The sequence below is a fragment of the uncultured Lacinutrix sp. genome (genome assembly GCF_947500605.1).
Lineage (GTDB): Bacteria > Bacteroidota > Bacteroidia > Flavobacteriales > Flavobacteriaceae > Lacinutrix.
Genome location: NZ_CANMSJ010000006.1, coordinates 64,253 through 90,186, shown reverse-complemented (window position 1 = coordinate 90,186; position 25,934 = coordinate 64,253). Strand labels below are relative to the sequence as shown.

Here is a 25,934-nt window from a genome sequence, read left to right as displayed (position 1 = left end):
AAGAGTATCATGCAAATCGCGTTGTGCTTTGTTTTTTTTCTAAGTTTCAAAGTAGTTTCTGCACAACAAATTAAAGGTCATGTTTATAATAACAACCAACCTTTAAGCGCAGCCTATATTTATAATCTAAATACAGAGGCACACGCACATACAGCAGAAAATGGATACTTTGTATTAGAAAACAATAAAGTAGGTGACACATTATCAGTAAGTTTATTAGGCTTTAAAAAACAAGAGATTATCTTGGGGCAACAAGATTTTAACGAGACGTTGAGTATAGATTTAGATTCTAAAATATTTCAACTTGATGAACTTGTTTTAACAGAACAAAAAAACATTTTAAACACACTTGCAAAAGTAGATTTGCAAACAACACCTATTAATTCTTCTCAAGAAGTTTTAAGAAAAGTACCAGGACTAATTATTGGTCAGCATGCAGGTGGCGGTAAAGCAGAACAAATTTTTCTTAGAGGTTTCGATATCGATCATGGAACAGATGTTTCTATAAATGTAGATGGAATACCCGTAAATAATATCTCTCATGCTCATGGGCAAGGTTATAGCGATTTACACTTTGTAATTCCAGAAACAATAGATAATATTAATTTTGGAAAAGGACCGTATTACGCACAAGCAAAAGATTTTACAACGGCTGGTTATATCGATTTTAAAACAAAAAGCAGTCTTGAAAGTAATCTTGTAAAGGTATCTTATGGAGATTTTAATACCATAAGAACGCTAGGGTTATTTAATCTTACAGATAGAAACAGTAAAAGTAATGCTTATGCAGGTATTGAGTACATTGAAACAGATGGGCCTTTTAACACCTCGCAAAACTTTAATAGATTAAACCTTATAGGAAAGTATACTTCTTTAATCGAAAATAAAAACAAAGTATCTGCAACAGTGACACACTTTACTAGCCGTTGGGATGCTTCTGGTCAAATTCCTGTACGTGCAGTAGAAAGCGGACAAATAAATAGATTTGGTGCTATAGATGATACCGAAGGAGGTAATACTAGCAGAACAAATATAAACTTAGAACATAAGCTTTTTGCTAGTGATGACATGACGGTAAAGTCGAATGCGTTTTATTCGTATTATGATTTCGAGCTGTATTCAAACTTCACATTTTTTCTAGACGATCCAATAAACGGAGATCAAATTAAGCAAAAAGAAGAGCGTTCAATTTTTGGTTTTAATACCGAAATTAAAAAGAAAAATGCTTTTAATAGCAGTATTATTGAAACCACTAGTGGATTCGGATTAAGGCATGATAGAGTAGATGATGTAGAATTATCGCATACTTTAAACCGAAATACGACTTTAAATTACATTCAATTGGGTGATATTAATCAAACCAATGCTTTTGGGTATTTTAAAGCTGAATTCTATTTAGGTAAATTTAAAGTGACACCAGGTTTAAGACTTGAATATTTTAAGTTTTTATATAATGATGCACTAACCGAAAGTTATGAAACACTTTCTGAAACTAAAACAGCATTATTACCTAAACTGAATGTGCAGTACAACCAAAACAATAATTTACAATGGTTCTTAAAGTCTGGAATTGGTTTCCATTCTAACGATACTAGAGTAGTAGTAAGCCAAGCAGGTAAAGATGTTTTACCAAAAGCTTATGGCGTAGATTTTGGTAATGTGTGGAAGCCAACTAAAGATTTGGTGATAAATACGACAGCTTGGTATCTATTTTTAGAACAAGAGTTTGTTTACGTTGGAGATGCAGGAATTGTAGAACCTAGCGGAAAAACAGAACGTTTAGGTTTAGATCTAGGTGTTAGATACCAATTAAATGATTACTTATATTTTAATACAGATGCGACATTAACTAAAGCAAGAAGTGTAGAAGATAATGATGGTGAAGATTATATTCCATTAGCACCAAGTTTTACGTTAGTAGGTGGTTTAGCTTTAAACGATTATAAAGGGTTTTCTGGAGCATTACGTTATCGTTTTTTAGATGATAGAGCTGCAAACGAAGATTACTCTGTTACTGCCAAAGGTTATTTTGTAACAGATTTTAATTTAAATTATAAGGTGAGTTCTAATCTTACTTTAGGTATTGCAATCGAAAATGTATTTGATACAGAGTGGAATGAGACACAGTTTTTAACAGAATCTAGATTACAAAATGAAACTGAGTCTGTTGAAGAAATTCACTTTACACCTGGTACACCATTTAACGCTAAAGCTTCTTTAACTTATAAATTTTAAGAAAAGGTGTTTAATTTAAAACCGAAAGATTACTTATTACGTAAGTAGTTTGTAATCAGTATACAGTCAATAAAATATAAAGTCTACGCTATGAAAAAGTTAGAAGTTTTGTTTGTTTTTTTGTTGGTTGATTAGAAAGTGTCTTACTTATTTTCTTAACTAGATAAGTAAGGACTTTCTTCTATAGGCTCAAACATTTAGTTTGAGCCTTTTTATTTGGATAAATATAAGTAGTAACACCAGATGGTTTAAGCTTATTAGTTTTTACAATAAAACGTAGCTGGTAATTGATCACAAAAAAATAGCCTCGAATATATATTCGAGGCTATTTAAGTAAGTGTAATTTTATTATTAAGACTCTATAACTCCTAAAGTATATAGTTGTTCAAGAGTAGGAGAAACACTTCCTCCTTCAGGTTCTAATGTAATACCAAAGGCTTGAGACTCGTTTGCATTCTCAAGGTTAAATATTTTATTATCATCACCTTTAAAATTATCAATGGTACCTAAACTTGTTGGCGTAAGCGGATTTAAAGTTAAAGACCAAACTTGGTAAACTTTACCTTCTGGAGGTTCTGGTAAACCTGCTAAATCTAAATAAACAGTTTTGTCTGCTTTATTCCAATAGGCTTTTGCATAAGCTTCAGGATAAACAGCCTGTCCAGCAAGTGGCACGCTAATAATATCCTTATCTCTAAATACATTTATTATTTTCTTAGAGTCAGCTAAATCAGAATTTAAATCTTCTATTTGCGTTTCAAAGAAATCTTTTTCAATTTGTATCTCAGTAATTTGAGTTTCTAGTGTGCTATTTTGGTTATTCATCCATAATAATCCACCTCCTAAAATTACAGCGGCAGCCCAACCTGTATAACTAGACCAATTGCTTTTAGGCTTATTAAGCTTTACTACCTTAGTATCGTTATCTGTACCTTTTAATTTATTTAATATAGAGTTAAAAGTCACTTTATCTTTAGGCGCTGCAGCTTTAGTTAATTTAACTATTGCAGCTTCTATGTCTAAAACTTCTTGGAGTACTTCTGGATGTTCTAGCATCATATTATAAACTTCTTTGTTCTCTGCTTCACTAAGTGAACCAGCAACATAAAGTTCTAATATTCCGGATGCGATGTATTTTTCTTTTTCCATTTTAATTTAATACCATTTCTCTTAATTCCTTAATACAATTTCTATTGTGAGTTTTAATGGTCCCAATAGGCATGTCTAGTGTTTCTGACGCTTCTTTTTGCGTATAACCTTTAAAGTAAAGTAGGTCTATAACCTTTTTACATTTTTCGGCTAGTTTCCCAACAAATTTAGCAATGCCTATAGCATCGGTAGAGTTGTCGAGGTTATCTTGAGTTGGTAGTATATCTACGAAGTAATCGGCATTAAGGTTTTTAGAACTGTTTTTAAAGCTTTTAGATCGTGTTTTGTCTATGGCAGCATTTCTTGCAATATTAAGAATCCAAGTAAAAAAACGGCCTTTACTAGAATTGTAAGAGTCTGCTTTATGCCATGCTTTTATAAAAACATCTTGCATAACTTCTTGAGCAATATCGTGGTCTCTAACGATATTATATATAACACCATGCATGCTTTCGCTGTACATGTTGTATAAGGTTTCAAAAGCGCGTTCGTCTTTTTGCTGAAATTTAATTACTAATGCTTCTAATTGCATATATGTTTTTTAATTATTGAATAATACCTCCACAACTTACTCTGCTTCCAGCAGCACCGCTTGGTTGAGAAGTGAAATCGTCTACACCTTCGTGTACAATTATGGCTTTCCCTAAAACATCTTTTGTGTCGTCACCACAACCAATACACCATTCATCTGTTGTTTTGTTAACTACTGCAAAACCATTAGCATCGGCAGTAAAATTACCTATGTCTCCTTTGTGGTATCCTTCTGTTGCTCCCCATTTGCCATGTGGCTGTCCTGTTGGGTTCCAGTGTCCTCCAGAAGATTTTCCATCATCCGATGAGCAATCTGCAGTTTGGTGAATGTGTATTGCATGTTCTCCAGGATTTAAACCTTCTAAAACGGCAGTCATTTCAACTTTACCATCTTCTTGAGTAAATACTACGTTACCTTTTACGGTACTTCCGCTTTTTGGAGATAGTGCAAATTTTACTTTAACAGCTTTCTCTGCTTTAGTTACAGGTTCAACTTTATCTTTTGCGTCTTTTTTACAGCTTGTAGTGAAAGCAAAAACGGCTAATAATGAGAATAATACTATTTTTTTCATGGTTGTTTTTTGTTTTAGTTTTAATGTAGGAAGTTAAGGTTATTAATGCTTTTAAGCAAGAAACTTCCTATTATTAATCTATTTTAAATTCTTTTACTTCTTTAAATTCTGAAACTTTTAAATTTTCAATTCTATCTTTATAAGTACTCCATTCTGTATTAAAAAATACATTTGTTTGAGATAAAGCATCACTTAATGCTTTTTTTGCATGATTTAATAATGTAGTTTCTGTAATAGATAATCCGTTTTGTCTCGATCTAATGTAACCATTAACTTTATTTAATCTAGAACTAACTGTTGGTAAATTACTACGTGTAATACCTTGACGCTCGTCTTCTTTACCAAAGTAAATAGAAAATAATTCGTCAATCTTTTTAATAATATCTTTAGATGCTTTTATCTCTTCTTTGTATTTTTCTTTATCTAAAGTGCTGAGGTTTTTTTTATATTTTTCAGCAGTTTTTTTACTTTCAGCAAGTTGCTTTGTAGCATCTGCCATTGTTTGTTTTAAGGTTTCAATATTTTTTAATGCTGAATAAACTTCGCTTGTGTTTTCTGTTGAAACATTAATTCTTGGATCTTCTTTTACAACAATTAATTCTTCCGAAGTTATATTGCCATAATGCATCACAGCTTTATAAGTTCCTGGTTTAACCGAAACTCCTCCTGGTTCATTCTTTCTTTTTCTAATAGATTTTGAAGGATAATCGACACCTTTTTCACGTAAGTACCAAGTCCAATTATAAATACCTGTCGAGTCAGGAGTTTTACGTTTTAAGGTTCTAATTAATTTATCGTTATCATAAATTTTCAGTGTTATAGAATCCCATTTAACTGCATTTTCATCTTTTTCTGTAGCTTCTACATCATCTTTGTCGTTAGTTTTTTTCTCTACTTCTTTAGCTGCGTTATCCACTTTTACATAATACCTAAAGCGTCCTCCCGAACCTCTGTTGTCTCCAGAATACATAGCATCGGCACCAAAACGGCTACCAGTTGCTTGTTGGTAAGCGGCCTTGTAAGCAGTAGGAGGTGAGAATAATTCTAGTTTAGTATTTGTAGTTTCTTTTTTAGTAATTGCTCGTAACGGTCTAATGTCGTCAATAACCCATGCAGCACGACCAAAAGTTCCAATGACTAAATCGTGTTCTCTTGGATGAATAACCAAATCTTTTACAGGTACTGTTGGGAAACCTTCGGTCCATTTTGTCCATTTTTGTCCCGCATTTATTGATATGTATAATCCATCATCTGTTCCAAGAAAGAGCAGGTTGGGTTCTTCTAAATCTTCAACTATAGATAAAGTATAACTTTTAACATCGTTTTTATCCACAATGTGTTCCCAAGATTTCCCGTAGTTTTTAGTTCGGTAAGCATACGGTTCAAAATTAAAACGTCTGTAATCGTTTGCAACTAAAAGCGCTTCGCCTTTTTTCTTATTACTTGCTTTTATTTGTACTATCCAACTGCCTTTTGGTAAGCCTTTTAAATTAGTACTAACATCATTCCATGTTTTACCACCATTTTGGGTAATATGTACTTTACCATCGTCGGTTCCAACCCATAGCATATCTTTTTCAACAGGAGAAGGTTCTATAACTAAAATAGTACAGTGGTTTTCGGCTCCCGTAGCATCAATGGTTATTCCACCACTATCACGTTGTTTTAGTTTTTCGGGATCGTTGGTTGTTAAATCTGGAGAAATTACAGTCCAAGTATCACCTTTGTCGTTCGATTTGTGCACAAACTGACTTCCAAAATAAAGTGTTTTATTACTAAAAGGATCTATATTTATTGCTGAATTCCAATTAAAACGAAGTAAAACATCTGCATCTGGATGGGTAGGTTGCACACCATAATTATTTCCTGTTTGCCAATCGTAACGACTTACATTTCCTTGTTGACTCATCGTCCAACCGTATCTCGAGTCGTCGCGATCTGGAATAACATCAAAACCATCACCAAAGCTTATTTCTTGCCAATAGCTATTTCTAATACCTTGCGCTTTCCAAACGTAAGCAGGACCACGCCAAGAACCATTGTCTTGCATACCTCCATAAACATTATAAGGAAATTCGTTATCTACATTAATATGATAAAACTGTGCAACAGGCATATTACCAATAAAACGCCAGGATTTTCCACCATCTTTAGTAATATTCATTCCACCATCGTTCCCATCTATCATAAAATTTCCATTTTCAGGATGAATCCACCATGCGTGATGATCTGGGTGCACACCATTACTAACACCATAAGCAGGCATTAACTGTTTAAAGTTTTTACCACCATCTTCACTTACATTTATATAGGTAAAAACAGAATACACTCTGTTTTCATTTTGAGGATCGACATAAATTTCAGAATAGTAAAAAGGTCTGTTTCCAATATCGCTTTTATCATTAATTTTTTTCCAACTAAAACCACCATCTTCACTTTTGTACAATGCATTCTTTTTTGCTTCAACTAAAGCATAAATTATGTTTGGCTTATTTGGAGCAATTGCTACACCAATTCTGCCTAATTCTCCTTTAGGAAAACCTTCTTTCTCTGTAATTTTTTTCCATGTTTTACCACCATCATGAGTAATATGTAAACCAGAGCCTTTTCCTCCTGAATTAAAAAACCAAGGTTCACGTTTGTGTTCCCAAAGTGTTGCAATTAATTTGTTAGGATTCGATGGGTCCATAACCAAATCTGCAGCTCCAGTTTTATTATTTGCGAATAGAATTTTACTCCAAGTTTCTCCACCATTTGTAGTTTTGTACACACCACGCTCACTGTGTTCTCCCCAAGGACTACCAATGGCTGCGGCATAAACTATATTTGGGTTTGTAGGATCTATAACAACACGATGAATGTGACGTGTTTTTTCTAAACCCATCGACTTCCAGCTTCTTCCAGCATCTAAAGATTTATAAATTCCGTAGCCTCCATTTAAACTATTTCTAGGATTACCTTCTCCAGTTCCAACCCAAATAACACTTGGATTAGATTGTTGTATTGCCACTGCACCAACCGAAGCTGTAACTTCTTTATCGAAAATAGGTTCCCATTTTATACCTCCAGAAGTTGATTTCCATAAACCACCAGATGCTGTACCAACGTACATAATATCTGGATTGCTATGTACAGCATCAATAGCTGTTACACGACCAGACATACCGCCTGGTCCAATGTTTCTTGGTTTCATATTTTTTACTAAATCCATTGAGAATTCTTGCGAAAACGCTGTGAAAGAGAAGAGTAGTAAAAAGATAAAGGATAATTTTTTCATATTGGGTCGATTAGTTTGCCTAAAGTTAATCAACATTATCTTAAAAAGCTGTTAACACCTTTATTTTGGTGTTAAAATGTCGTATTTTTATAGTGCATGAAAAAAGAAAATATACACAAAAAAGGCTTTGTATTTAAACCATACGAAGCACCTTCCCAATCACCTTTTGAGGTTCTTTTTGATATTTTTAAAGAATTAATTACACATACTTCTGGAGATTTTGACGAGGCTATAGATTGGCTTCGCGAATTAGATAAAGAATACAAATTAACCACTCCAGAATATACAATTGAAGACTTTATAGAAGATCTTAAAGCTAAAGGTTACATACGCGAAGAAATTAAACCAGATGGTAAAAAAGGGAATGCTATTACAGCAAAGACGGAGCGTGCTATCAGGCAATCTGCATTAGATCAAATATTTGGTAATATTAAACGCAGCGGATCCGGAAACCACAAAAGTAAAGGTACAGGAATAGGAGATGAGCATACTGGCGATTTTAGAAACTACCAATTTGGAGACAGTTTGGATAAAGTGTCTATGACAGAGAGTTTGCGAAACGCACAAATTAATCATGGTATTGGCGATTTTAATTTAACCGAAGACGATTTGGTGGTCGAGGAAACTACACATAAATCGCAAATGAGTACGGTGTTAATGATAGACATTAGCCATAGTATGATTTTGTATGGTGAAGATAGAATTACACCTGCCAAAAAAGTAGCGATGGCTTTAGCCGAATTAATTACAACACGCTACCCAAAAGACACCTTAGATATTTTGGTTTTTGGTAATGATGCTTGGCCAATTAAAATTAAAGATTTACCATACTTAAATGTTGGACCTTATCACACCAACACAGTTGCTGGTTTAAAATTAGCAATGGATTTATTGCGTCGTAAGCGTAATACCAACAAGCAAATTTTTATGATAACCGATGGTAAACCAAGTTGTTTGCGTTTGCCAGATGGAACCTATTATAAAGATAGCAACGGTTTAAATCCATACATCACTAATAAATGCTATGCTCAAGCACAACAAGCCAGAAAATTGCATATTCCAATCACTACATTTATGATTGCTCAAGATCCTTATCTAATGCAATTTGTAGAAGAGTTTACGCACGCCAATCAAGGCAAAGCCTTTTATACAGGATTAAAAGGACTAGGTGAAATGATTTTTGAAGATTACGAAACTAATAGAAAAAAGAGAATTAAAGGATAGTGTTTTAGTTAAGAGTTAAGAGTGAAAAGTGAAAAATTTCTCACTCCAATTAATAAAAAAAATAAAAGAATAAAGAGGATAGAAAAAAGAGAGTAGAGAAGACGTAATGTTAAGTCTATTTTCTTTTGTCTATTATCTCTTTTCTAAAAATTAGATATGAAAATAGAAAATATAAAGACTTTAGGCGAATTAAAAAAAGCTGGATATAAAAGCAAGTCTATTAAAGATGAGTTAAGAGATAATTTAATTGAAAAAATAAAAAGCAAAACAACTGTTTTTGAAGGTGTGCATGGTTACGAAAACACTGTGATTCCTGAGTTAGAACGTGCTATTTTATCAAGACATAATATTAATTTTTTAGGATTACGTGGTCAAGCTAAAACACGTTTAGCGCGTTTAATGCTAAATTTATTAGATGAGAATATTCCTGTTGTTGAAGGTTCAGAGATTAATGATGATCCTTTAAAACCAATCTCACGTTTTGCAACGGAATTGATTGCAGAAAAAGGAGAAGACACACCAATTACTTGGATGCACAGAAGTGAGCGTTTTGCAGAGAAATTAGCAACTCCAGATGTTACTGTTGCAGATATTATTGGTGATGTAGATCCAATAAAAGCAGCAAACTTAAAGTTGAGTTATGCAGATGACAGAGTAATACATTACGGAATGATTCCACGTGCAAACCGTTGTATTTTTGTTATTAATGAATTACCAGATTTGCAGGCTAGAATACAAGTGACTTTATTTAATATTTTACAAGAAGGCGATATACAGATTAGAGGTTTTAAATTACGATTACCTTTAGATATGCAATTTATTTTTACTGCAAATCCTGAAGATTATACAAACAGAGGAAGTATTGTAACGCCATTAAAAGATAGAATTGGATCTCAAATCTTAACGCATTATCCTACAGATATTGAAACTGCAAAAATAATTACACAGCAAGAAGCAAAATCTGATGGTCGCCAAAAAGAAAGTATTTACGTACCAGAATTAGCTAAAGATTTACTTGAGCAAATTGTGTTTGAAGCTAGAGAAAGCGACTACATAGACGAAAAAAGCGGAGTAAGCGCACGTTTAAGTATTACTGCTTTCGAAAACTTATTAAGTACAGCAGAACTTCGTGCTTTAAAAAATGGAGATGATAATACAACGGTAAGATTATCGGACTTTTTAGGAATTATTCCTGCTATAACTGGTAAAGTAGAATTGGTTTACGAAGGAGAACAAGAAGGTGCGGCACAAGTGGCTTACAACTTAATTGGTGAAGCCGTTAAAAGTTTATTTCCTGAGTTTTTTCCAAAGGTTGAAAAATTAAAGAAACAAGATGAAGAAAGCCCTTATGACGATATTGTCTCTTGGTTTTTTAACGCATCAGAAGGATTTGAATTATTAGATGGTTTGCGTGATAAAGAATACAATGCATTATTAGATGCAGTATCTCCTTTAGACGATTTATTAGCAGAGCATCAACCAAAATTATCTAAACAAGAAAGTTATTTTGTAAAAGAATTTGTGCTTTGGGCTTTAGTAGAACATAAACAATTAAGTAAACACAGGTTTACGGAAGGGATTCAGTTTAAAGATCCTTATGGTAGTTTTATAAGCGGCTTATAATAAGTTGTTGATTATTATTATTATTATTATTATTATTATTATTAATGAGTTAAAGTGTCTGAAAAGTAATTTTTAGACACTTTTTCTTTTTTTAAGAATTGTATTGTTGTGAAGTGTTCAATTTAAAGAATTAAATAAATATGGTTTTCGTAAAGTCCTTTTATTGCATTTTGGGCGTATATAATAAGAACAATATAAATCATCCCCAAATATGAAAAAATGTTACACCTTAACTTATTTTACCTACTTTTTATTTTTAATAACTGTAAATGCTCAAATATCTGCAGTTAGTTTTGAAAACTTAGATTATGAATATGGAACACAACCAACAAATATTCAAACCAATGATATTTATGATCTTTACGTTTCTTGGCGGAATACATTTGCAGAACCTTGTACAAATGGTCGTTATCGTATAAAATTTGATACTCCAAGTCAATCGGTTTCAGAAGGTATTGCGTATGGTATGTTATTATCTGTATATGCTAATGATAAGGAGCTTTTTGATGGTTTATGGTTGTATTATCAAGATTTTGTAAATGCAAATGGCGTTATGAATTGGAAGATAGATGGCTGCACTACCGTTATTGGTAATAATGGAGCAACAGATGCCGAACTAGATGCTGCTTATGCCCTTATTGTAGCAGATAAACGCTGGCAAAGTACCGGAACAATAAATTACGAAAGTGATGCATTATCTTTAATAAATATTATTAAAACACACGAAGTAGAAAATGGAACTAATGTATTAAAACCAGGTGATGCTTGGGGAGGAAGTAATACTACAAACCCATCTTATTTAACACCAGGTTATTTTAGAATATTTGGTATTTATGCAAATGATACTTCGTTTTGGAATGCAGTAGCAAATAAAAGTTATGCTATTATAAATGCAAACCTTTCTCAAAATAATGCCAGTTATAATTTAGTTTCCGATTGGTCTAAAGCAGATGGTTCGTATTCTAACGAAGTGTCATGGGCTTACGATCAAGGACGTTCATACTATTATGATGCTGCAAGAACACCGTGGCGAATGGCTACCGATTATGTTTGGTTTGGTGACGCGCAAGCTGCAACTTACAATCAATTATGTATTGATTTTGTGAATGCCCAAGGTGGATTTAACGAAATTTATCCAGGCTATTCTCAAGCTGGTGTTGCAATAAATACAACATATAAAGATCCAACTTTTACAGGAGCTTACTCTTCTGCAGCTATGACTTCAACTAATCAAACATTTGTAAATAATGGTTATACTGAATTAAAAAATCAAGCTACAACTGCTTATTTTGGAGCGACTTTAAGAGCTATATATATGTTTGCATTATCTGGAAACATGTATAATGCATTGGAAGAAAATACGCTAAGCATTAATGAAACTTCTCAAACTGAATTCAAAATTTTCCCTAATCCAGTTTTAGATTATTTAAATGTTTCATTTAAAACTTCTAAAAAAAGAACTATTGTTTTGTATTCCATAAATGGTCAGCAGTTACTTTTAAAACGAATGAATAGTTTAGAAACAAAATTAGATTTAAGCGAGTTAAATTCTGGTATTTATTTTATTAGAATTGATGGAGAAAACTATAAGATTATTAAGTCTTAAATTATAAATAGTATTAGAGAATAAAGATCTCGTTAATACTAAAACTAGAATAAAAAAGCAATCTCAAATCGAGATTGCTTTTTTTATGATTATTAGTTCAATGCATTTTCAGAAATTAAACGTTTATTCTTTTTAATTTGTTTCGGCTTTAGCCATAACAGAAAACCACTAAAAGAGATAAAAAGTAACCCAAGTCCAATAACGGTAGAGTAGAATAACTTAATGGGATTAGCTTTTAAATTTAATAAATAATCTACAATAGAACCGTCGTGAATCATTTCGATAAAATCTGCAGTTCTTGTTTTTTTAGAAACAATTTTACCTGTGTAACAATTAATTTGTAACTCGGTAAAATGCTCTTCAAACCTAACTTTAGCTATTCCTTTTCTGGGCCTATAATCTATTCTATTTATTTCAGTAGAAAGTTTTAAACTATCAATATATTGTATAGCATTCTGTTCAATTTCACTTAAAGAAATCAACGGTTTAGTACTCTCATTAATTTTTGTAGTAGCCGGCTTAAAACCAAGTTGGTCTTTCCATGCTAAAAGCAAACCAGTGCTACTCATTATAACAATAAACAGCAATAATGAGATCGCTACAATGCGATGTGTTTTACGATACCAGCGTGTGGATTTTGCTAAGTTTTTGTTCTTCTTTTTCACGGATTATAATTAACAACTATTCTAAAGAATTTAATAAATAAGAATTCTTAAAAATTAGTTAATTTTAACTTTCCGTAACATTAAAAGTACATTGAGTTAAACTATTTTAGTTACTACGTCTATATCGCTATGTAAGGTTTTATGTACTGGACATTTATCTGCAATTTGAAGAATACGTTGTATTTGCTTCTCGTCTAAATTTCCTTTTAATTTAATCTCTCTGTTAAAGGTATCTACTTTAATTTCTTTTTGCTCACCATTTTCAATAGCTTGCTTTGCTACTTTAGTATGCGAAGTATGTACTTCTATATTTTGTAAATCCCAACCTTTTCGTTTAACATACATTTGAACGGTCATTGCTGTACAAGCAGATAATCCGGCAGAAACTAATTCGTAAGGCGAAGGCCCAAAATCGTTACCACCATAACTTGTAGGTTCATCGGCCATCATAGTGTGGTTTCCAACCGTCATTTGTGTAGTGAAACCATCTTCGGCATCTAAGCTAGCAACAGCTTGATGCGTTGTAGAAACAGTATTTGTTTTAGGAACAGAAATATAGCGTTTTGCCCAACTAGCAATTACACTTCCAACATAAATAGAATCTTCCTTTCTCATTAATAAATGATCGGCACCATCAAGAGATACAAAACTTTTTGGATGTCTAGCAGCAATGTAAATTTCTTCAGCATTTGCAATACCAACGGTAGTGTCTTGAGGAGAATGCATAACTAACAATGCTTTGCGTAAGTTTTTAGCAACGTCTGGTAATGACTTCGTTTCTATATCGTCTAAAAATTGTTTTTTAATCGTGAATGGACGACCACCAATATTTACATTTGCAATGCCATTAGTTTTAATTTCCTCAACGCTACTTTGTATTAAATGCTCTACGTGTTTTGGATTTGAAGGTGCGCCAATTGTGGCTACAGCTTTTACAGAATCGATATTAGAGGCTGCAAAAATAACAGCAGCGCCACCTAAAGAGTGTCCAATTAATAGAGTAGGAGCAGTATAATTTTCTTTTAAATAATTTGAAGCACTAATTAAATCATCAACATTCCCTGAGAAATTGGTGTTTTCAAAATCACCTTCACTTTCTCCTAAACCTGTAAAATCGAAACGTAATACACCAAAACCATTAGATGTAAGTTCGCGAGTAATATTTTTTACTGCAGATAAATTTTTATTACATGTGAAACAATGCGCGAATATGGCAAAATTATGAGGATGTTGATTTATAGGAAGCTCTAATCTGCCAACTAATTGTTGACCTTCAGCATTAGTGAAATTTATTTTTTGAATATTCATTTTGATGGTTTTTTTATTCAGTCGAAAAAAAGTGAAAGCCTTTCAAATTTAAGTCATTTCTGTCTTTTTTAGAAAACTTAAACGTCTTATAAATATAAAGATATTATTTAAAGGGATACTTTATATCGTAATGAATAATACGATAAATCACCATGAATTGTCATTCAAAAGGAGGAACGACTGAAGAATCTCAAAAGAATAAAGAATATAGTTAAAGAGATTCTTCGCTGCGTTCTGAATGACAAAATACGGATACAAAACCGTACTTATATTCTACCACGTATCTCTAGACTTAATATTAGCCTCGCAAAACTTAATAATTTCTGTAATCCTCTTTTCTTTTGTAGCTTCTCGTTTGGCTTGGTTTAACCAATACAAATAATGTTTTCTGTAAGAAGGCGCAAAATTGTTATAGTTTTCGAAAGCTTTTGGGTTTTTATTAAAAGCCAATTGTAATGCTTCTGGAATAATGCCTTTTTCAACAGAGTCTAAAGCCGTCCAACTTCCATTTTCTTTACCAATTTCTATAATTTCTAAACCTTTTTCATGCATTAAGTCTTCGGCAAGTAAGGCTTTAATATGTCTTTTATTTAATGCACTCCAAACGCTTTTAGGGTTACGTTTACAAAAATATTGCCTGCGTTTTCCATCGCCTAAACTCTTTACAGTACTATCTATCCAACCATAACACAAGGCTACTTTTACAGCCTCTTCCCAACGCATACTTTCATTTTCGTGGTTTACTTTGTAAAAGATGAGGTAGATGCCATCGTTACTATCGTGATTGATGTGCAGCCATTCTCGCCATTCGGTGTCAGATTTAAAATAGTATTCTTCTAAGTTCATTTTTAAAGGGCTTTTGCAGTAACATAAAAATTACTGTTTACTTTTATTTTAGAATCTTTAGACTTTAATTTTAAAGATTGATTTTCTGAAGAAGGAGAAATCCATTGCGACACTCCGTTAATTTCAATTTGAATTGGCATTTTAAATCCTTCAACTGTATTTGTCCATTTGTAGTTTAGTTTTTTGCCTTCAACGTTATATTCTAAAATAGGAATTTTTATACTTCTTAAATACTGATTAAAAAATGCTTTTAAATCTAAACCTGATTCCTCAGCTAAACAATCTTCAATTTGTTGGGTAGTTACTGTTTGATGATAAAATTTAGAATTTAAAGTACGTAGTATTTGTCTCCACTTTTCGTCATCCTTAACTAGTTGACGTAAGGTGTGAAGCATATTTGCACCCTTATAATACATGTCGGCAGAACCTTCATTGTTCACATTATAATGTCCAATTAAAGGTCTATCGTTTTGAATACCTCTTCTTGTACCAATAACATACTCCGAAGACGCTTGCTTACCGTAGTAGTAATCTAAAAATAAACTTTCGGAATATGCTGTAAAGCTTTCGTGAATCCACATATCTGCAATATCAATATTGGTGATATTGTTTGCAAACCACTCGTGTCCAGCTTCGTGAATAATTATAAAATCGAATTTTAATCCCCAACCAGTACCAGATAAATCACGACCTAAATAACCTTGCATGTATTTGTTGCCATAGGTTACAGAGCTTTGGTGCTCCATTCCTAAATAGGGCACTTCAACCAACTTAAAACTGTCTTCGTAAAAAGGATAAGGCCCAAACCAATGTTCGAACGCTTTCATCATTTTAGGAGCATCTTTAAAATGTTCTTTAGCTTTTTCAAGGTTATCTTTTAGAACATAATAATTTAGGTCTAAATCGCCTTTTTCACCCTTAAAAACTTCAGAGAAATTAACGTAGTTACCAATATTAATATTTACACCGTAGTTGTTAATTGGGTTTGTTACATGCCAATTAGTAGTTATTGTTTCGTCTTTATTTTCAACAATATTTTTAAGTCTTCCATTAGAAACATTCATTAAATCTTTAGGAATTGTAACGCTAATATCCATACTATCTGCTTCATCGTACATATGATCTTTATTAGGCCACCAAACACTTGCTCCAAGTCCTTGACAAGATGAAGCTATAAAGTGATTTCCATTAGCATCCTTTTTCCAAGAGATTCCACCATCCCAAGGAGCTCTAATTGCTTCTTTAGGTTTGCCTTGGTAGTAAGCAATAACACTATTAGTTTCTCCAATATTTTGAGTCTCTTTAAGCGTTATAAAATGGGCGTTACCATCGTGTTTAATATTTAATTCTTTTCCATTTTGAGTTACTTTGGTTAATTGTAAAGGTGGTTGCAAGTCAATTTGTAAAACTTGATATGGTTTTAATACTTTATACTTAATGGTGTTTTTACCTTTTATTGTTTTATTCTCAGGATTAACTTTAATATCTAAATGATAATACGTTAAATCCCACCATTCTCGCTCTGGAGTAATACTACCTCTAAGTGTATCTTGGTGAGTGAAATTGTTTTTTTCTTGTAGTAAGCCTTGGGCTTGTATTGTTATATAAGAAAAAAGGAAAAAGAAGAGTAGTAGGTAGGTAGTGTTTTTCATTACTATTAAAATTTCTTCTAAATTAATGAAAAATAAAAAACCACTTCAATTTGAAGTGGTTTTTAACTATTAATTTAAATCTTAGGTTTTGCTTCGAATAAAAAAAAGCCGTTTCTAATATAGAAACGACTTTTCAACTATTTAACTAAAACTTAATTATTAAAAACAGTATTTTCCTTCTGCTTTTACTTTTTCTGCAATCTCGATACGTAAATCTACGATATCTGGATAGTTAGCATATTTTGTAAAACGCTTAAGACCCATTAACATCATACGTTGTTCGTCTCCTTCAGCAAAAGAAATAATACTTTCTTTTCCTTTTTCTTCAACGATATCTACAGCATGATATAAATATAATTTAGCCATTGCGATTTGAGCAGATTGCTCTTTTTCGCTAGTACGCTTAACATTTTTCTCTGTTCTTAAAATTGCAGATTCTGCCATGTAGATTTCAATTAAGATATCTGCAGCTGCAATTAATAATTGTTGATGATCTTCTAATTGAGGACCATATTTTTGAACAGCACCACCAGCAACCATTAAGAATGTTTTCTTAAGTTTTGCTATCATGATTTTTTCTTCTGAAAATAACTCAGAGTAATCAGGCGTGTCAAAAGATGGTATACCCATTAATTCTTCTTGTACTTTAGAAGCAGGACCTAATAAGTCTACATGACCTTTCATTGCCTTTTTTACTAACATACCAACAGCTAACATTCTGTTAATTTCGTTAGTACCTTCATATATACGGGCAATTCTAGCATCTCTCCAAGCTGACTCCATAGGCGTTTCTTCAGAGAATCCCATTCCACCAAAAATTTGGATACCTTCATCTGCACAATTTTGTACATCTTCAGACACAGCAACTTTTAAGATAGAACATTCAATTGCATATTCTTCAACACCTTTAAGTTCTGCTTCTTGATGCGTATTTCCGGCAGCTTCACGCATTGCGATTCTGTCTTCAATATTTTTAGCAGCTCTATAAGTAGCAGATTCTCCAGCATAAGTACTTGCAGCCATTTCAGCTAACTTTACTTTAATTGCTCCAAAATCTGCAATAGGTGTTTTAAATTGCTTACGCTCTTTAGCGTAATTTACAGCAGTAGTTAAAATTCTTCTTTGAGAATCTAAACATGCAGCAGCTAATTTAATACGACCAACGTTAAGTGCATTCATCGCAATTTTGAAACCTTCACCACGACCAGCTAACATATTTTCAGCAGGAACAACAGTGTCGTTAAAAAATACTTGACGCGTAGAAGAGGCACGAATACCTAATTTATGTTCTTCTTCACCTAAAGTAATCCCATTTGGAGTGTCTCCATTATATTCTACTATAAATCCAGTAATATTTTTATCACCTTCAATACGAGCAAAAACGATCATCACACTACAGAAACCTGCATTTGAGATCCACATTTTTTGACCGTTAATTTTGTATGATTTTCCATCTGCAGAAAGCTCTGCAGTTGTTTTACCAGAATTTGCATCAGATCCAGCTCCAGGCTCTGTTAAACAGTAAGCTCCAAACCACTCTCCAGATGCTAATTTTGGTACGTATTTTTGTTTTTGCTCCTCTGTACCATATAAAGTAATTGGCATAGTACCAATTCCTGTATGAGCACCAAAAGCGGTACTAAATGATCCAGTTCCAGAAGAAATATAATCACAAGTTAATACTGTAGAAACAAATCCCATTCCCATTCCACCAAAAGCTTCAGGTACTGCGACACTTAAAAAGCCCATGTCTCCAGCTTTACGCATAACTTCTTCAGTTAATGCATAATCTTTAGCTTCAAAACGTGCTTTATGAGGAATGATCTCACGATCATTAAATTCCATTACAGAATCTTTCATCATTGATTGTTCTTCTGAAAAATCTTCAGGAGTAAACACGTCTTCACAATTTGTTTCTTTTACAAGGAATTGACCTCCTCTTAATATATCTTTTTCTTCTGTTGCCATAACTATATTATAATCTTGTTATACTTATTATTGTTTGTCTGTTCAAGCGTAGTCGAGTACTATTTTTTTTACTATCCGATTTAAAAAGTCTCGACTGCGCTCGACCGGACAGAAATCATGTATTGTATTAATTAAGGAATTCGAATATTCCACAAGCGCCTTGACCTGTTCCAACACACATGGTAACTGCACCATATTTGCCTTGCATGTCACGCTTACGCATTTCGTCAAAAAGTTGTACAGATAATTTTGCACCTGTACATCCTAATGGGTGACCCAATGCAATTGCACCACCATTTACGTTAATAATATCTGGGTTAAGACCTAACTCTCTAATTACCGCTAAAGATTGAGAAGCAAAAGCTTCATTTAACTCAATTAAAGATAAATCGTCTTGTTTTAATCCTGCTTGTTTTAGTGCTTTTGGAATAGCTTTTACTGGTCCAATTCCCATAATACGAGGCTCAACACCTGCAGCAGCATAGTTTACCATTCTTGCAATTGGCTCTAAACCTAGTTCTTTAACCATGTCTTCACTCATAACCATTACAAAAGCAGCACCATCACTCATTTGTGACGAGTTACCAGCTGTAACACTTCCTCCAGCAGCAAATACTGCTCTAAGTTTTGCTAAAGCTTCTTTGCTTGTTCCTGCACGAGGTCCTTCATCTTTAGTTACTGTGTAAGATTTTATCGCTTTCTTTCCGTTAGCATCAATATAAGTTTGTTCTACTTCAATTGGTACTATTTGATCTTGAAAACGATTTTCAGCTTGCGCTCTTAAGGCTTTCATATGCGAATTGAATGCAAATTCATCTTGGTCTTCACGAGATACTTTAAACTGTTTTGCAACAGCTTCTGCAGTATTTCCCATTCCCCAATAATAATCTTCATGACCTGCTTTTACAATCGCATCGTAATTCAATTCTGGTTTAAAACCAGTCATTGGTACGCTACTCATACTTTCTGCTCCACCAGCAATAATACAATCTGCCATTCCAGCTTGTATTTTTGCTGTTGCCATACCAATAGTTTCTACTCCGGAAGAGCAAAAACGGTTTACAGTTACACCAGGAACATCCACAATATCTAATCCCATTAAAGAGATTAAACGTGCCATATTTAATCCTTGAGAACCTTCTGGCATTGCGTTACCAACAATTACATCGTCAATACGCTTTGGGTCCAAACCTGGCAATTCCTTCATCATATACTTGATGGTTTCGGCTGCCAATTCATCTGTTCTTTTAAAACGGAACACGCCTTTTGGTGCTTTACCAACTGCGGTTCTATATGCTTTTACTATATATGCTGTTTTCATTTTTCTTAGTTTCTTAAAGGTTTACCTTTTGTTAACATGTGCTGAATACGCTCTAAAGTTTTACGTTCTGTACATAAACTTAAGAAAGCTTCACGCTCTAAATCCAATAAATATTGTTCTGTTACGCGTGTTGGTTCAGATAAATCTCCACCAGCCATTACGTAAGCTAATTTATTAGCGATTTTCATATCGTGTTCAGAAATGTAGTTAGAGTCTTCCATAGAGTCTGTACCTACCATAAACATTCCTAATGCTTGTTTACCTAGAACTAAAACGTCATCTCTTTTTACTGGTTGTGTGTAACCTGAATTAGCCATTAGCATAGCGTGTTGTTTTGCAACTGCTATTTGACGGTCTTTGTTTACAACCACAACATCTTTTCCTTTTTGCAATAAGTTTAAGTCAAAAGCTTCGTAAGCAGAAGTAGATACTTTAGCCATACCAATAGTTAAGAAATGCTCTTGTAAAACGTTTAATTGTACATCGCCTTTATGGAAAAGGTCTTGCGCTCTTAAAGCCATTTCTTTAGAACCACCACCACCAGGAATAACACCAACACCAAACTCTACAAGTCCCATGTAAGTTTCTGCTGCTGCAACTACTTTATCTGCGTGTAATGATAATTCACATCCACCACCTAAAGCCATTCCGTGAGGAGCAGAGATAGTTGGGATAGAAGAATATCGCATACGCATCATAGAATCTTGGAAATATTTGATAGCCATGTTAAGCTCATCATATTCTTGCTCTGCAGCCATCATGAAAATCATTCCGATGTTTGCACCAACAGAGAAGTTTGCAGCTTGGTTACCAACTACTAAACCAGCAAAATCTTTTTCTGCTAAATCAATAGCTTTATTTAATCCAGCTAAAACGTCTCCACCAATAGTGTTCATTTTAGATTGGAATTCTAGGTTAAGGATTCCGTCTCCGATATCTTCGATAACAACACCAGAGTTTTTAAACACTTCGTTTGTTTTTCTAATATTATCAAGGATAATAAAACTGTCTTGACCAGGTATTTTAGTTTGTTTTTTAGACGCAATATCATAAAAGAAAGAAGCTCCTTCTTTTACAGAATAGAAAGATGTGTTACCAGAAGCAACCATATCGTTAACCCAAGCAGCAGGTTCTAAACCTTCCGCTTTCATTAATTCAATTCCTTTTTCTACTCCAATAGCATCCCAAATTTGAAACGGTCCGTGTTCCCAACCAAAACCAGCTTTCATGGCATCATCAATCTTATAAAGCTCGTCTGAAATTTCAGGAATACGATTAGATACGTAAGCAAATAATGCAGTGAAGCTTTTTCTGTAAAACTCACCTGCTTTATCTTTTCCTTTTACTAGTACTTTAAAACGGTCAACAACTTTATCAATCGTTTTCGTTAATTCTAAAGTTGCAAATTTTGCACGTTTAGCAGCACGGTATTCTAGTGTGTTTAAGTCAAGAGATAAAATTTCTTTTTTCCCTTCAGCAGACACCGTTTTTTTGTAAAAACCTTGTCCAGTTTTACTTCCTAACCATTTGTTTTCCATCATAGTATTGATGAAGTCAGGTAATTCAAATAACTCTAAACGTTCGTCTTTAGGACAGTTTTCTCTAATTCCGTTTGCCACGTGAACCAAAGTATCTAAACCAACAACATCAACCGTACGGAAGGTTGCCGATTTTGGACGACCAATTACTGGTCCTGATAATTTATCTACTTCCTCGATAGTTAAATCTAAATCTTTAACGGCGTGAAATAAACTTTGTATGCTGAAAATACCAACTCTGTTTCCGATAAAAGCAGGCGTATCTTTAGCAACAACAGATGTTTTTCCTAAGAATTTTTCACCATATTCATTTAAGAAATCAAGAACAGATGTATCTGTGTTTGGTCCAGGTATTATTTCAAATAATTTTAAGTAACGTGCAGGGTTAAAGAAGTGTGTTCCACAGAAATGCTTCTGGAAATCTTCACTACGACCTTCATTCATGAATTTTATTGGAATTCCTGATGTATTCGATGTAATTAGGGTTCCTGGAGTTCTGTATTTTTCTAGTTTTTCAAAAACTTGTTGCTTGATATCAAGTCTTTCAACAACAACTTCCATAATCCAATCTACATCTGCTACTTTAGCAATATCATCTTCTAAGTTTCCTGTAGTGATACGACTTGCAAAAGCTTGACTGTAAATAGGTGACGGTTTAGATTTTAAAGATGCAGTTAAGGCATCGTTTACTAATCTGTTTCTTACGACTTTGTCTTCTAAAGTTAATCCTTTAGCTTTTTCTTTGTCGTTTAGTTCTCTAGGAACAATGTCTAATAGTAATACATCTACACCAATATTGGCGAAGTGACAAGCGATACCTGATCCCATGATTCCGGAACCAATAATCGCAACTTTTTTAATTCTACGTTTGCTCATTTTATTTTAGTGTATATTCTTTTTGATTGTATATTTTTTTGTTTGAAATCAATTCGATGATTGTTTCTGTAACTTCTTGAAAGTTTTTAAGTTTTTCTTCGGATACGTGATTTTTTATAGTATCGTTAAAAGTTAAAACGCGATCACGAGAGAATTCTCTTTTTTCTCTTCCAAAATCAGTTAAATGAATTAAAACACCGCGACCATCTTCTGGATTAGGTTTGCGCTCGATTAAGCCAAACTCTTCCATTTTTTTAAGAATGCGAGATAGGCTAGTTGCTTCCATTCCCATAATTGGGCCAAGAGATGTTGAAGGTGTTCCGTTTTCAGGATCTATACTTAATAGAGTAAAACCAGTAGCCATAGTTGTATCGAACTTGGCGGCTTCTTCGTTATACATTTTATTTACTGCTAACCAAGTGGTGCGAAGTAAATAATCTATGGTTTTGTCTTTCATTAAAAGTGAATTCGTTTAAGTCTGAATCCAAATATAGTGAAAATTTGTTATGCATGCATAGTAAATTTAAAAAATAAATTAAAATTTACTTAAGAAAGGTTTTATATAGGGTTATGCTCTGTATATTTTATCGTATAGATCTTGGTAGATTTCAATTATTATTTTACGCTTCATTTTCATGGTAGGAGTAAGGTGTCCTCCATCTATAGACCAAACATTTGGAGTAAGCTCAAAACGTTTAATTTGTTCCCATTTACCAAAGTTTTTGTTACACGTATCGATTTCTAATTGTATACGGTCTTTTATTTCTTGAGAATTAGCAATGTCTTCACCAGATTTACCAATGTTTTTATGCTTTCTGTCTATCCACTCTTGTATAAACTCAAAATTAGGTTGAATAATTGCTGCAGGCATTTTTTCGCCTTCACCAACAACCATAATTTGCTCTATAAAGCGTGATTGTTTAAACTCGTTTTCAAGAAGTGTAGGTATTACATATTTACCACCAGAGGTTTTAAACATTTCTTTTTTACGACCTGTAATTTTTAAGAAACCATCTGTATCTACTTCTCCTTTGTCACCTGTATGAAAATAATCGCCAGACATTACGCTATCTGTTTTTTCTTGATCTTTGTAATAGCCCATCATTACATTTGGGCCTTTTACTAAGATTTCTCCATCTTCGGCAATTTTTACTTCTACATTTTTTATAGGTTTTCCTACTGTTCCTAATCTAAAATATTCGCCTGCATATCTTTCTACAGAAATAACAGGAGATGTTTCAGTTAAACCATATCCTTGCATAACTTGCATTCCTGCAGCACAGAATATACGAGAAAGTCTAACTTGTAAAGCGGCAGAACCAGAAACCATTGTATTTAGTTCTCCACCAAGTGCTTCTCTCCATTTGCTAAAAATAAGCTTGTTTGCAATTTTTAATTTAAATTCGTACCAAGCTCCATTTGCTCTGTATGGTTCCCACTGTTCTCCAAGTTTTACTGCCCAAAAGAATAAAGCCTTTTTTACAGGAGATAAATCTTCAGCTTTAGCTATAATTTTATCGTAGACTTTTTCTAAAAGTCTAGGTACAACACTCATTAAATTTGGTTTAATCTCTTTTGCATTCTCACCAATTTTATCAATTCCTTCAGCAAAGTATATTGATACACCTGCATATTGATATAGATAAATAAGTACACGTTCGAATACATGACAAATAGGTAAGAAGCTTAAAACTCTATTTTCTTTACCTGTGCTAAAAGGTAATCGGTCCGAAGCATCTAAGGCATTACTTGTAATGTTATTGTGAGATAGCATTACACCTTTTGGTTTTCCCGTTGTTCCAGAAGTGTATATAATTGTTGCTAAGTCTGTAGGTAATACTGCATCTTTTCTCGCTTGTAATTCGTTTTGATTACTTGTGTCTTTACCTAGTTCGAATAATTCAGAATAATGCTTACAACCTTCAATATGATTAAAAGAGTACACTTCTTTAATAAGGGTGTTGGCTTTAATCTTATTTACCTTAGTTAAAACCTCTTCATCACTTACAAAACAATATATTGCACCACTATGGTTTAAAACATATTCGTAATCTTCTGAAGAAATAGTAGGATAGATAGGTACATTTTGTGCTCCAACTTGAAGCACTCCAATATCCATAATATTCCATTCTGTTCTATTAGTAGAAGAGATAACAGCAATCTTATCGTCTTTTTGAATTCCCATTCTAATTAAAGCACGGCTAACTGCATTTGCTTTATCTAAATATTCTTGAGTAGACATTGGTGTCCATTTTCCATCGTATTTAGTAACTAAAGAAGCATCTAGATTATATTTTTCTAGTTGATAATATGGGAAATCGAAGAGGCGAGTTATTTCTGTCATGCTTTATATAGGGAGTTCGTAAGACTTGCAAAGTAACGATTTTTAATTTTATTTCAAACATCAAAAAAAGGAGCTGTTAAAAACAGCTCCCTTTTGCTAATTGATTGATAGCATGAATTTATGTTTTGTTTAAGTTTATTTAATAACTAACTATTTTTAAATGAATCCCTTAACTTTCATTTATTTAAATAAAATTTTAACATAAAGTCCGTCGTAAATATAAAAAGATTAAATTAATTATAGATGTAAAAAATCGTAATATCTACTAATTTAAGTATTTTTTATTATTTCACTTTCATTTTCAAAATATGCCCTGGGAGATTGATTCATGAAATATTTAAACTCTTTTGAAAAGTGTGAGCCGTCGTGAAAATTATAAATTTCAACTAAGTCTTTAAATTTAAGCTCGTTCTCATTATATTTTTTCATTAATAAAGTAAATCGAAATAATCTGGCGTATCTTTTTGGAGTTAAACCTACGATTTGTTTAAACTTAGTTTCTAGTGTTTTCTGAGAAACAGGAATTTGTTCTAAAAGATCGCTTATTGAAATTTGACCTCCTCTTTTATTAATTATATCTAACGCTAGATCTATATTTTCTGTATGGTTATTAATATGTAGCGGTTGTTTTTTAAGTAATTCTTCCAAAGCTTTAAGAGCATCTTCTCCACTAAGCATTTTATTAAAAAATGGCATTAATATATTGTAAAGTGGTTTAGAAAACTCACTTAAAGGTAAATGCTTGTTATTTATTGTTGAAACATCTAGTTTTGAGAGTTTATAAAGTGCGGATGGATGAAATATAATACCAACACATTCTGTTTCCTCATCGATATTTAATAAGTATGATTTTTTGGTTTGGCCAGTAACAATAAGGTCTTTAGCAGTAAATAATGTTTCTCCTACTGTTATTTTATGTAAACCTTTATAAGTAAATGTCATAGAATGATTTCCATGAGGTAATATTTTACTTTTAAAAGGGAGATTAGATTTTGGGATTTTAAATTCAAAAATTTTTTCAATTAAATTTGATGAATTGTTGCTTTCACATGCACTATAAATCATATTTTTTGGTTGTGGTTTATCAATTAGGTAGCCACACAAAAATATGAGATTTCTTACTAATATGCATCTTGGAATTGCGTTTTAACGTTTAGGATTTTCCATCTATCATTAAACAGTCCTTTATTATTGTAACT

18 protein-coding genes are annotated in these 25,934 nt (G+C 32.9%); 4 read left to right on the top strand and 14 right to left on the bottom strand.

Annotated features, from left to right (window positions below; all coding sequences use genetic code 11):
- The first annotated feature begins 9 nt into the window (after positions 1-9).
- A complete protein-coding gene (locus tag Q0935_RS10175; protein ID WP_299385796.1) occupies positions 10-2,235 on the top strand; it encodes a TonB-dependent receptor in 2,226 nt (741 codons plus the stop codon).
- A 351-nt stretch (positions 2,236-2,586) separates the two neighbouring features.
- Here Q0935_RS10175 and Q0935_RS10170 read toward each other — a convergent pair whose 3' ends face one another.
- The 4 genes from Q0935_RS10170 to Q0935_RS10155 all read right to left on the bottom strand — a co-directional run bounded on the left by Q0935_RS10170 (position 2,587) and on the right by Q0935_RS10155 (position 7,764).
- Positions 2,587-3,384 carry an anti-sigma factor gene (locus tag Q0935_RS10170; protein ID WP_299252463.1) on the bottom strand — a complete coding sequence of 266 codons (798 nt, stop codon included), beginning with the start codon at positions 3,382-3,384 and terminating at the stop codon, positions 2,587-2,589.
- 1 nt (position 3,385) lies between these two features.
- Complete coding sequence (locus Q0935_RS10165) at positions 3,386-3,916, bottom strand: RNA polymerase sigma factor (protein WP_299385534.1); 531 nt, start codon at positions 3,914-3,916, stop codon at positions 3,386-3,388.
- A gap of 13 nt (positions 3,917-3,929) precedes the next feature.
- Complete coding sequence (locus Q0935_RS10160; protein WP_299385533.1) at positions 3,930-4,487, bottom strand: superoxide dismutase family protein; 558 nt, start codon at positions 4,485-4,487, stop codon at positions 3,930-3,932.
- A gap of 73 nt (positions 4,488-4,560) precedes the next feature.
- A complete protein-coding gene (locus tag Q0935_RS10155; RefSeq protein ID WP_299385531.1) occupies positions 4,561-7,764 on the bottom strand; it encodes a hypothetical protein in 3,204 nt (1,067 codons plus the stop codon).
- Positions 7,765-7,860: 96 nt separating this feature from the next.
- Between Q0935_RS10155 and Q0935_RS10150 the strand changes: the two genes are divergently transcribed.
- The 3 genes from Q0935_RS10150 to Q0935_RS10140 all read left to right on the top strand — a co-directional run bounded on the left by Q0935_RS10150 (position 7,861) and on the right by Q0935_RS10140 (position 12,217).
- Positions 7,861-8,988 carry a hypothetical protein gene (locus tag Q0935_RS10150; RefSeq protein ID WP_299252475.1) on the top strand — a complete coding sequence of 376 codons (1,128 nt, stop codon included), beginning with the start codon at positions 7,861-7,863 and terminating at the stop codon, positions 8,986-8,988.
- Positions 8,989-9,144: 156 nt separating this feature from the next.
- A complete protein-coding gene (locus Q0935_RS10145; protein WP_299385528.1) occupies positions 9,145-10,611 on the top strand; it encodes a sigma 54-interacting transcriptional regulator in 1,467 nt (488 codons plus the stop codon).
- A gap of 211 nt (positions 10,612-10,822) precedes the next feature.
- Positions 10,823-12,217 (top strand): glycosyl hydrolase family 8, encoded by a 1,395-nt coding sequence (locus Q0935_RS10140; protein WP_299385526.1) that lies wholly within the window; start codon positions 10,823-10,825, stop codon positions 12,215-12,217.
- A gap of 92 nt (positions 12,218-12,309) precedes the next feature.
- On the opposite strand, the gene Q0935_RS10135 is transcribed toward Q0935_RS10140, so the two are convergent.
- The 10 genes from Q0935_RS10135 to Q0935_RS10090 form a co-directional block, all read right to left on the bottom strand.
- Entirely contained in the window at positions 12,310-12,882 is a 573-nt protein-coding gene (locus tag Q0935_RS10135) for a PepSY-associated TM helix domain-containing protein (protein WP_299252483.1), read from the bottom strand.
- Positions 12,883-12,978: 96 nt separating this feature from the next.
- The gene (locus tag Q0935_RS10130) at positions 12,979-14,190 is read right to left on the bottom strand and encodes a bifunctional alpha/beta hydrolase/OsmC family protein (RefSeq protein WP_299252485.1); all 1,212 of its coding nucleotides are present in this window, start codon (positions 14,188-14,190) and stop codon (positions 12,979-12,981) included.
- A 273-nt stretch (positions 14,191-14,463) separates the two neighbouring features.
- Positions 14,464-15,036: a YdeI family protein gene (locus Q0935_RS10125; protein WP_299385522.1), complete on the bottom strand. Its 573-nt coding sequence runs from the start codon at positions 15,034-15,036 to the stop codon at positions 14,464-14,466.
- A gap of 2 nt (positions 15,037-15,038) precedes the next feature.
- Positions 15,039-16,688: a M1 family metallopeptidase gene (locus tag Q0935_RS10120; protein ID WP_299385519.1), complete on the bottom strand. Its 1,650-nt coding sequence runs from the start codon at positions 16,686-16,688 to the stop codon at positions 15,039-15,041.
- A 159-nt stretch (positions 16,689-16,847) separates the two neighbouring features.
- Positions 16,848-18,656 (bottom strand): acyl-CoA dehydrogenase family protein, encoded by a 1,809-nt coding sequence (locus Q0935_RS10115; RefSeq protein WP_272022687.1) that lies wholly within the window; start codon positions 18,654-18,656, stop codon positions 16,848-16,850.
- Positions 18,657-18,783: 127 nt separating this feature from the next.
- Positions 18,784-19,977 (bottom strand): acetyl-CoA C-acyltransferase, encoded by a 1,194-nt coding sequence (locus Q0935_RS10110; protein ID WP_299385515.1) that lies wholly within the window; start codon positions 19,975-19,977, stop codon positions 18,784-18,786.
- Between the two features lie 5 nt (positions 19,978-19,982).
- Complete coding sequence (locus Q0935_RS10105) at positions 19,983-22,391, bottom strand: 3-hydroxyacyl-CoA dehydrogenase NAD-binding domain-containing protein (RefSeq protein ID WP_299385513.1); 2,409 nt, start codon at positions 22,389-22,391, stop codon at positions 19,983-19,985.
- A 1-nt stretch (position 22,392) separates the two neighbouring features.
- Entirely contained in the window at positions 22,393-22,848 is a 456-nt protein-coding gene (locus Q0935_RS10100; RefSeq protein WP_299252506.1) for a MarR family transcriptional regulator, read from the bottom strand.
- Positions 22,849-22,959: 111 nt separating this feature from the next.
- On the bottom strand, positions 22,960-24,735 hold the full coding sequence (locus Q0935_RS10095; RefSeq protein WP_299385510.1) for a long-chain fatty acid--CoA ligase: 1,776 nt from the start codon (positions 24,733-24,735) through the stop codon (positions 22,960-22,962).
- A 270-nt stretch (positions 24,736-25,005) separates the two neighbouring features.
- Positions 25,006-25,800 carry a helix-turn-helix domain-containing protein gene (locus tag Q0935_RS10090; RefSeq protein ID WP_299385507.1) on the bottom strand — a complete coding sequence of 265 codons (795 nt, stop codon included), beginning with the start codon at positions 25,798-25,800 and terminating at the stop codon, positions 25,006-25,008.
- Between the last annotated feature and the right edge of the window lie 134 nt (positions 25,801-25,934).

Bases quoted from the DNA above. Each gene is read 5' to 3' on its own strand.
- Q0935_RS10120 (WP_299385519.1), bottom strand. From the start codon at position 16,688: ATGAAAAACACTACCTACCTACTACTCTTCTTTTTCCTTTTTTCTTAT.
- Q0935_RS10145 (WP_299385528.1), top strand. From the start codon at position 9,145: ATGAAAATAGAAAATATAAAGACTTTAGGCGAATTAAAAAAAGCTGGA.
- Q0935_RS10105 (WP_299385513.1), bottom strand. From the start codon at position 22,391: ATGAGCAAACGTAGAATTAAAAAAGTTGCGATTATTGGTTCCGGAATC.
- Q0935_RS10140 (WP_299385526.1), top strand. From the start codon at position 10,823: ATGAAAAAATGTTACACCTTAACTTATTTTACCTACTTTTTATTTTTA.
- Q0935_RS10130 (WP_299252485.1), bottom strand. From the start codon at position 14,190: ATGAATATTCAAAAAATAAATTTCACTAATGCTGAAGGTCAACAATTA.
- Q0935_RS10115 (WP_272022687.1), bottom strand. From the start codon at position 18,656: ATGGCAACAGAAGAAAAAGATATATTAAGAGGAGGTCAATTCCTTGTA.
- Q0935_RS10155 (WP_299385531.1), bottom strand. From the start codon at position 7,764: ATGAAAAAATTATCCTTTATCTTTTTACTACTCTTCTCTTTCACAGCG.
- Q0935_RS10100 (WP_299252506.1), bottom strand. From the start codon at position 22,848: ATGAAAGACAAAACCATAGATTATTTACTTCGCACCACTTGGTTAGCA.
- Q0935_RS10095 (WP_299385510.1), bottom strand. From the start codon at position 24,735: ATGACAGAAATAACTCGCCTCTTCGATTTCCCATATTATCAACTAGAA.
- Q0935_RS10175 (WP_299385796.1), top strand. From the start codon at position 10: ATGCAAATCGCGTTGTGCTTTGTTTTTTTTCTAAGTTTCAAAGTAGTT.
- Q0935_RS10160 (WP_299385533.1), bottom strand. From the start codon at position 4,487: ATGAAAAAAATAGTATTATTCTCATTATTAGCCGTTTTTGCTTTCACT.
- Q0935_RS10170 (WP_299252463.1), bottom strand. From the start codon at position 3,384: ATGGAAAAAGAAAAATACATCGCATCCGGAATATTAGAACTTTATGTT.
- Q0935_RS10125 (WP_299385522.1), bottom strand. From the start codon at position 15,036: ATGAACTTAGAAGAATACTATTTTAAATCTGACACCGAATGGCGAGAA.
- Q0935_RS10165 (WP_299385534.1), bottom strand. From the start codon at position 3,916: ATGCAATTAGAAGCATTAGTAATTAAATTTCAGCAAAAAGACGAACGC.
- Q0935_RS10150 (WP_299252475.1), top strand. From the start codon at position 7,861: ATGAAAAAAGAAAATATACACAAAAAAGGCTTTGTATTTAAACCATAC.
- Q0935_RS10090 (WP_299385507.1), bottom strand. From the start codon at position 25,800: ATGATTTATAGTGCATGTGAAAGCAACAATTCATCAAATTTAATTGAA.
- Q0935_RS10110 (WP_299385515.1), bottom strand. From the start codon at position 19,977: ATGAAAACAGCATATATAGTAAAAGCATATAGAACCGCAGTTGGTAAA.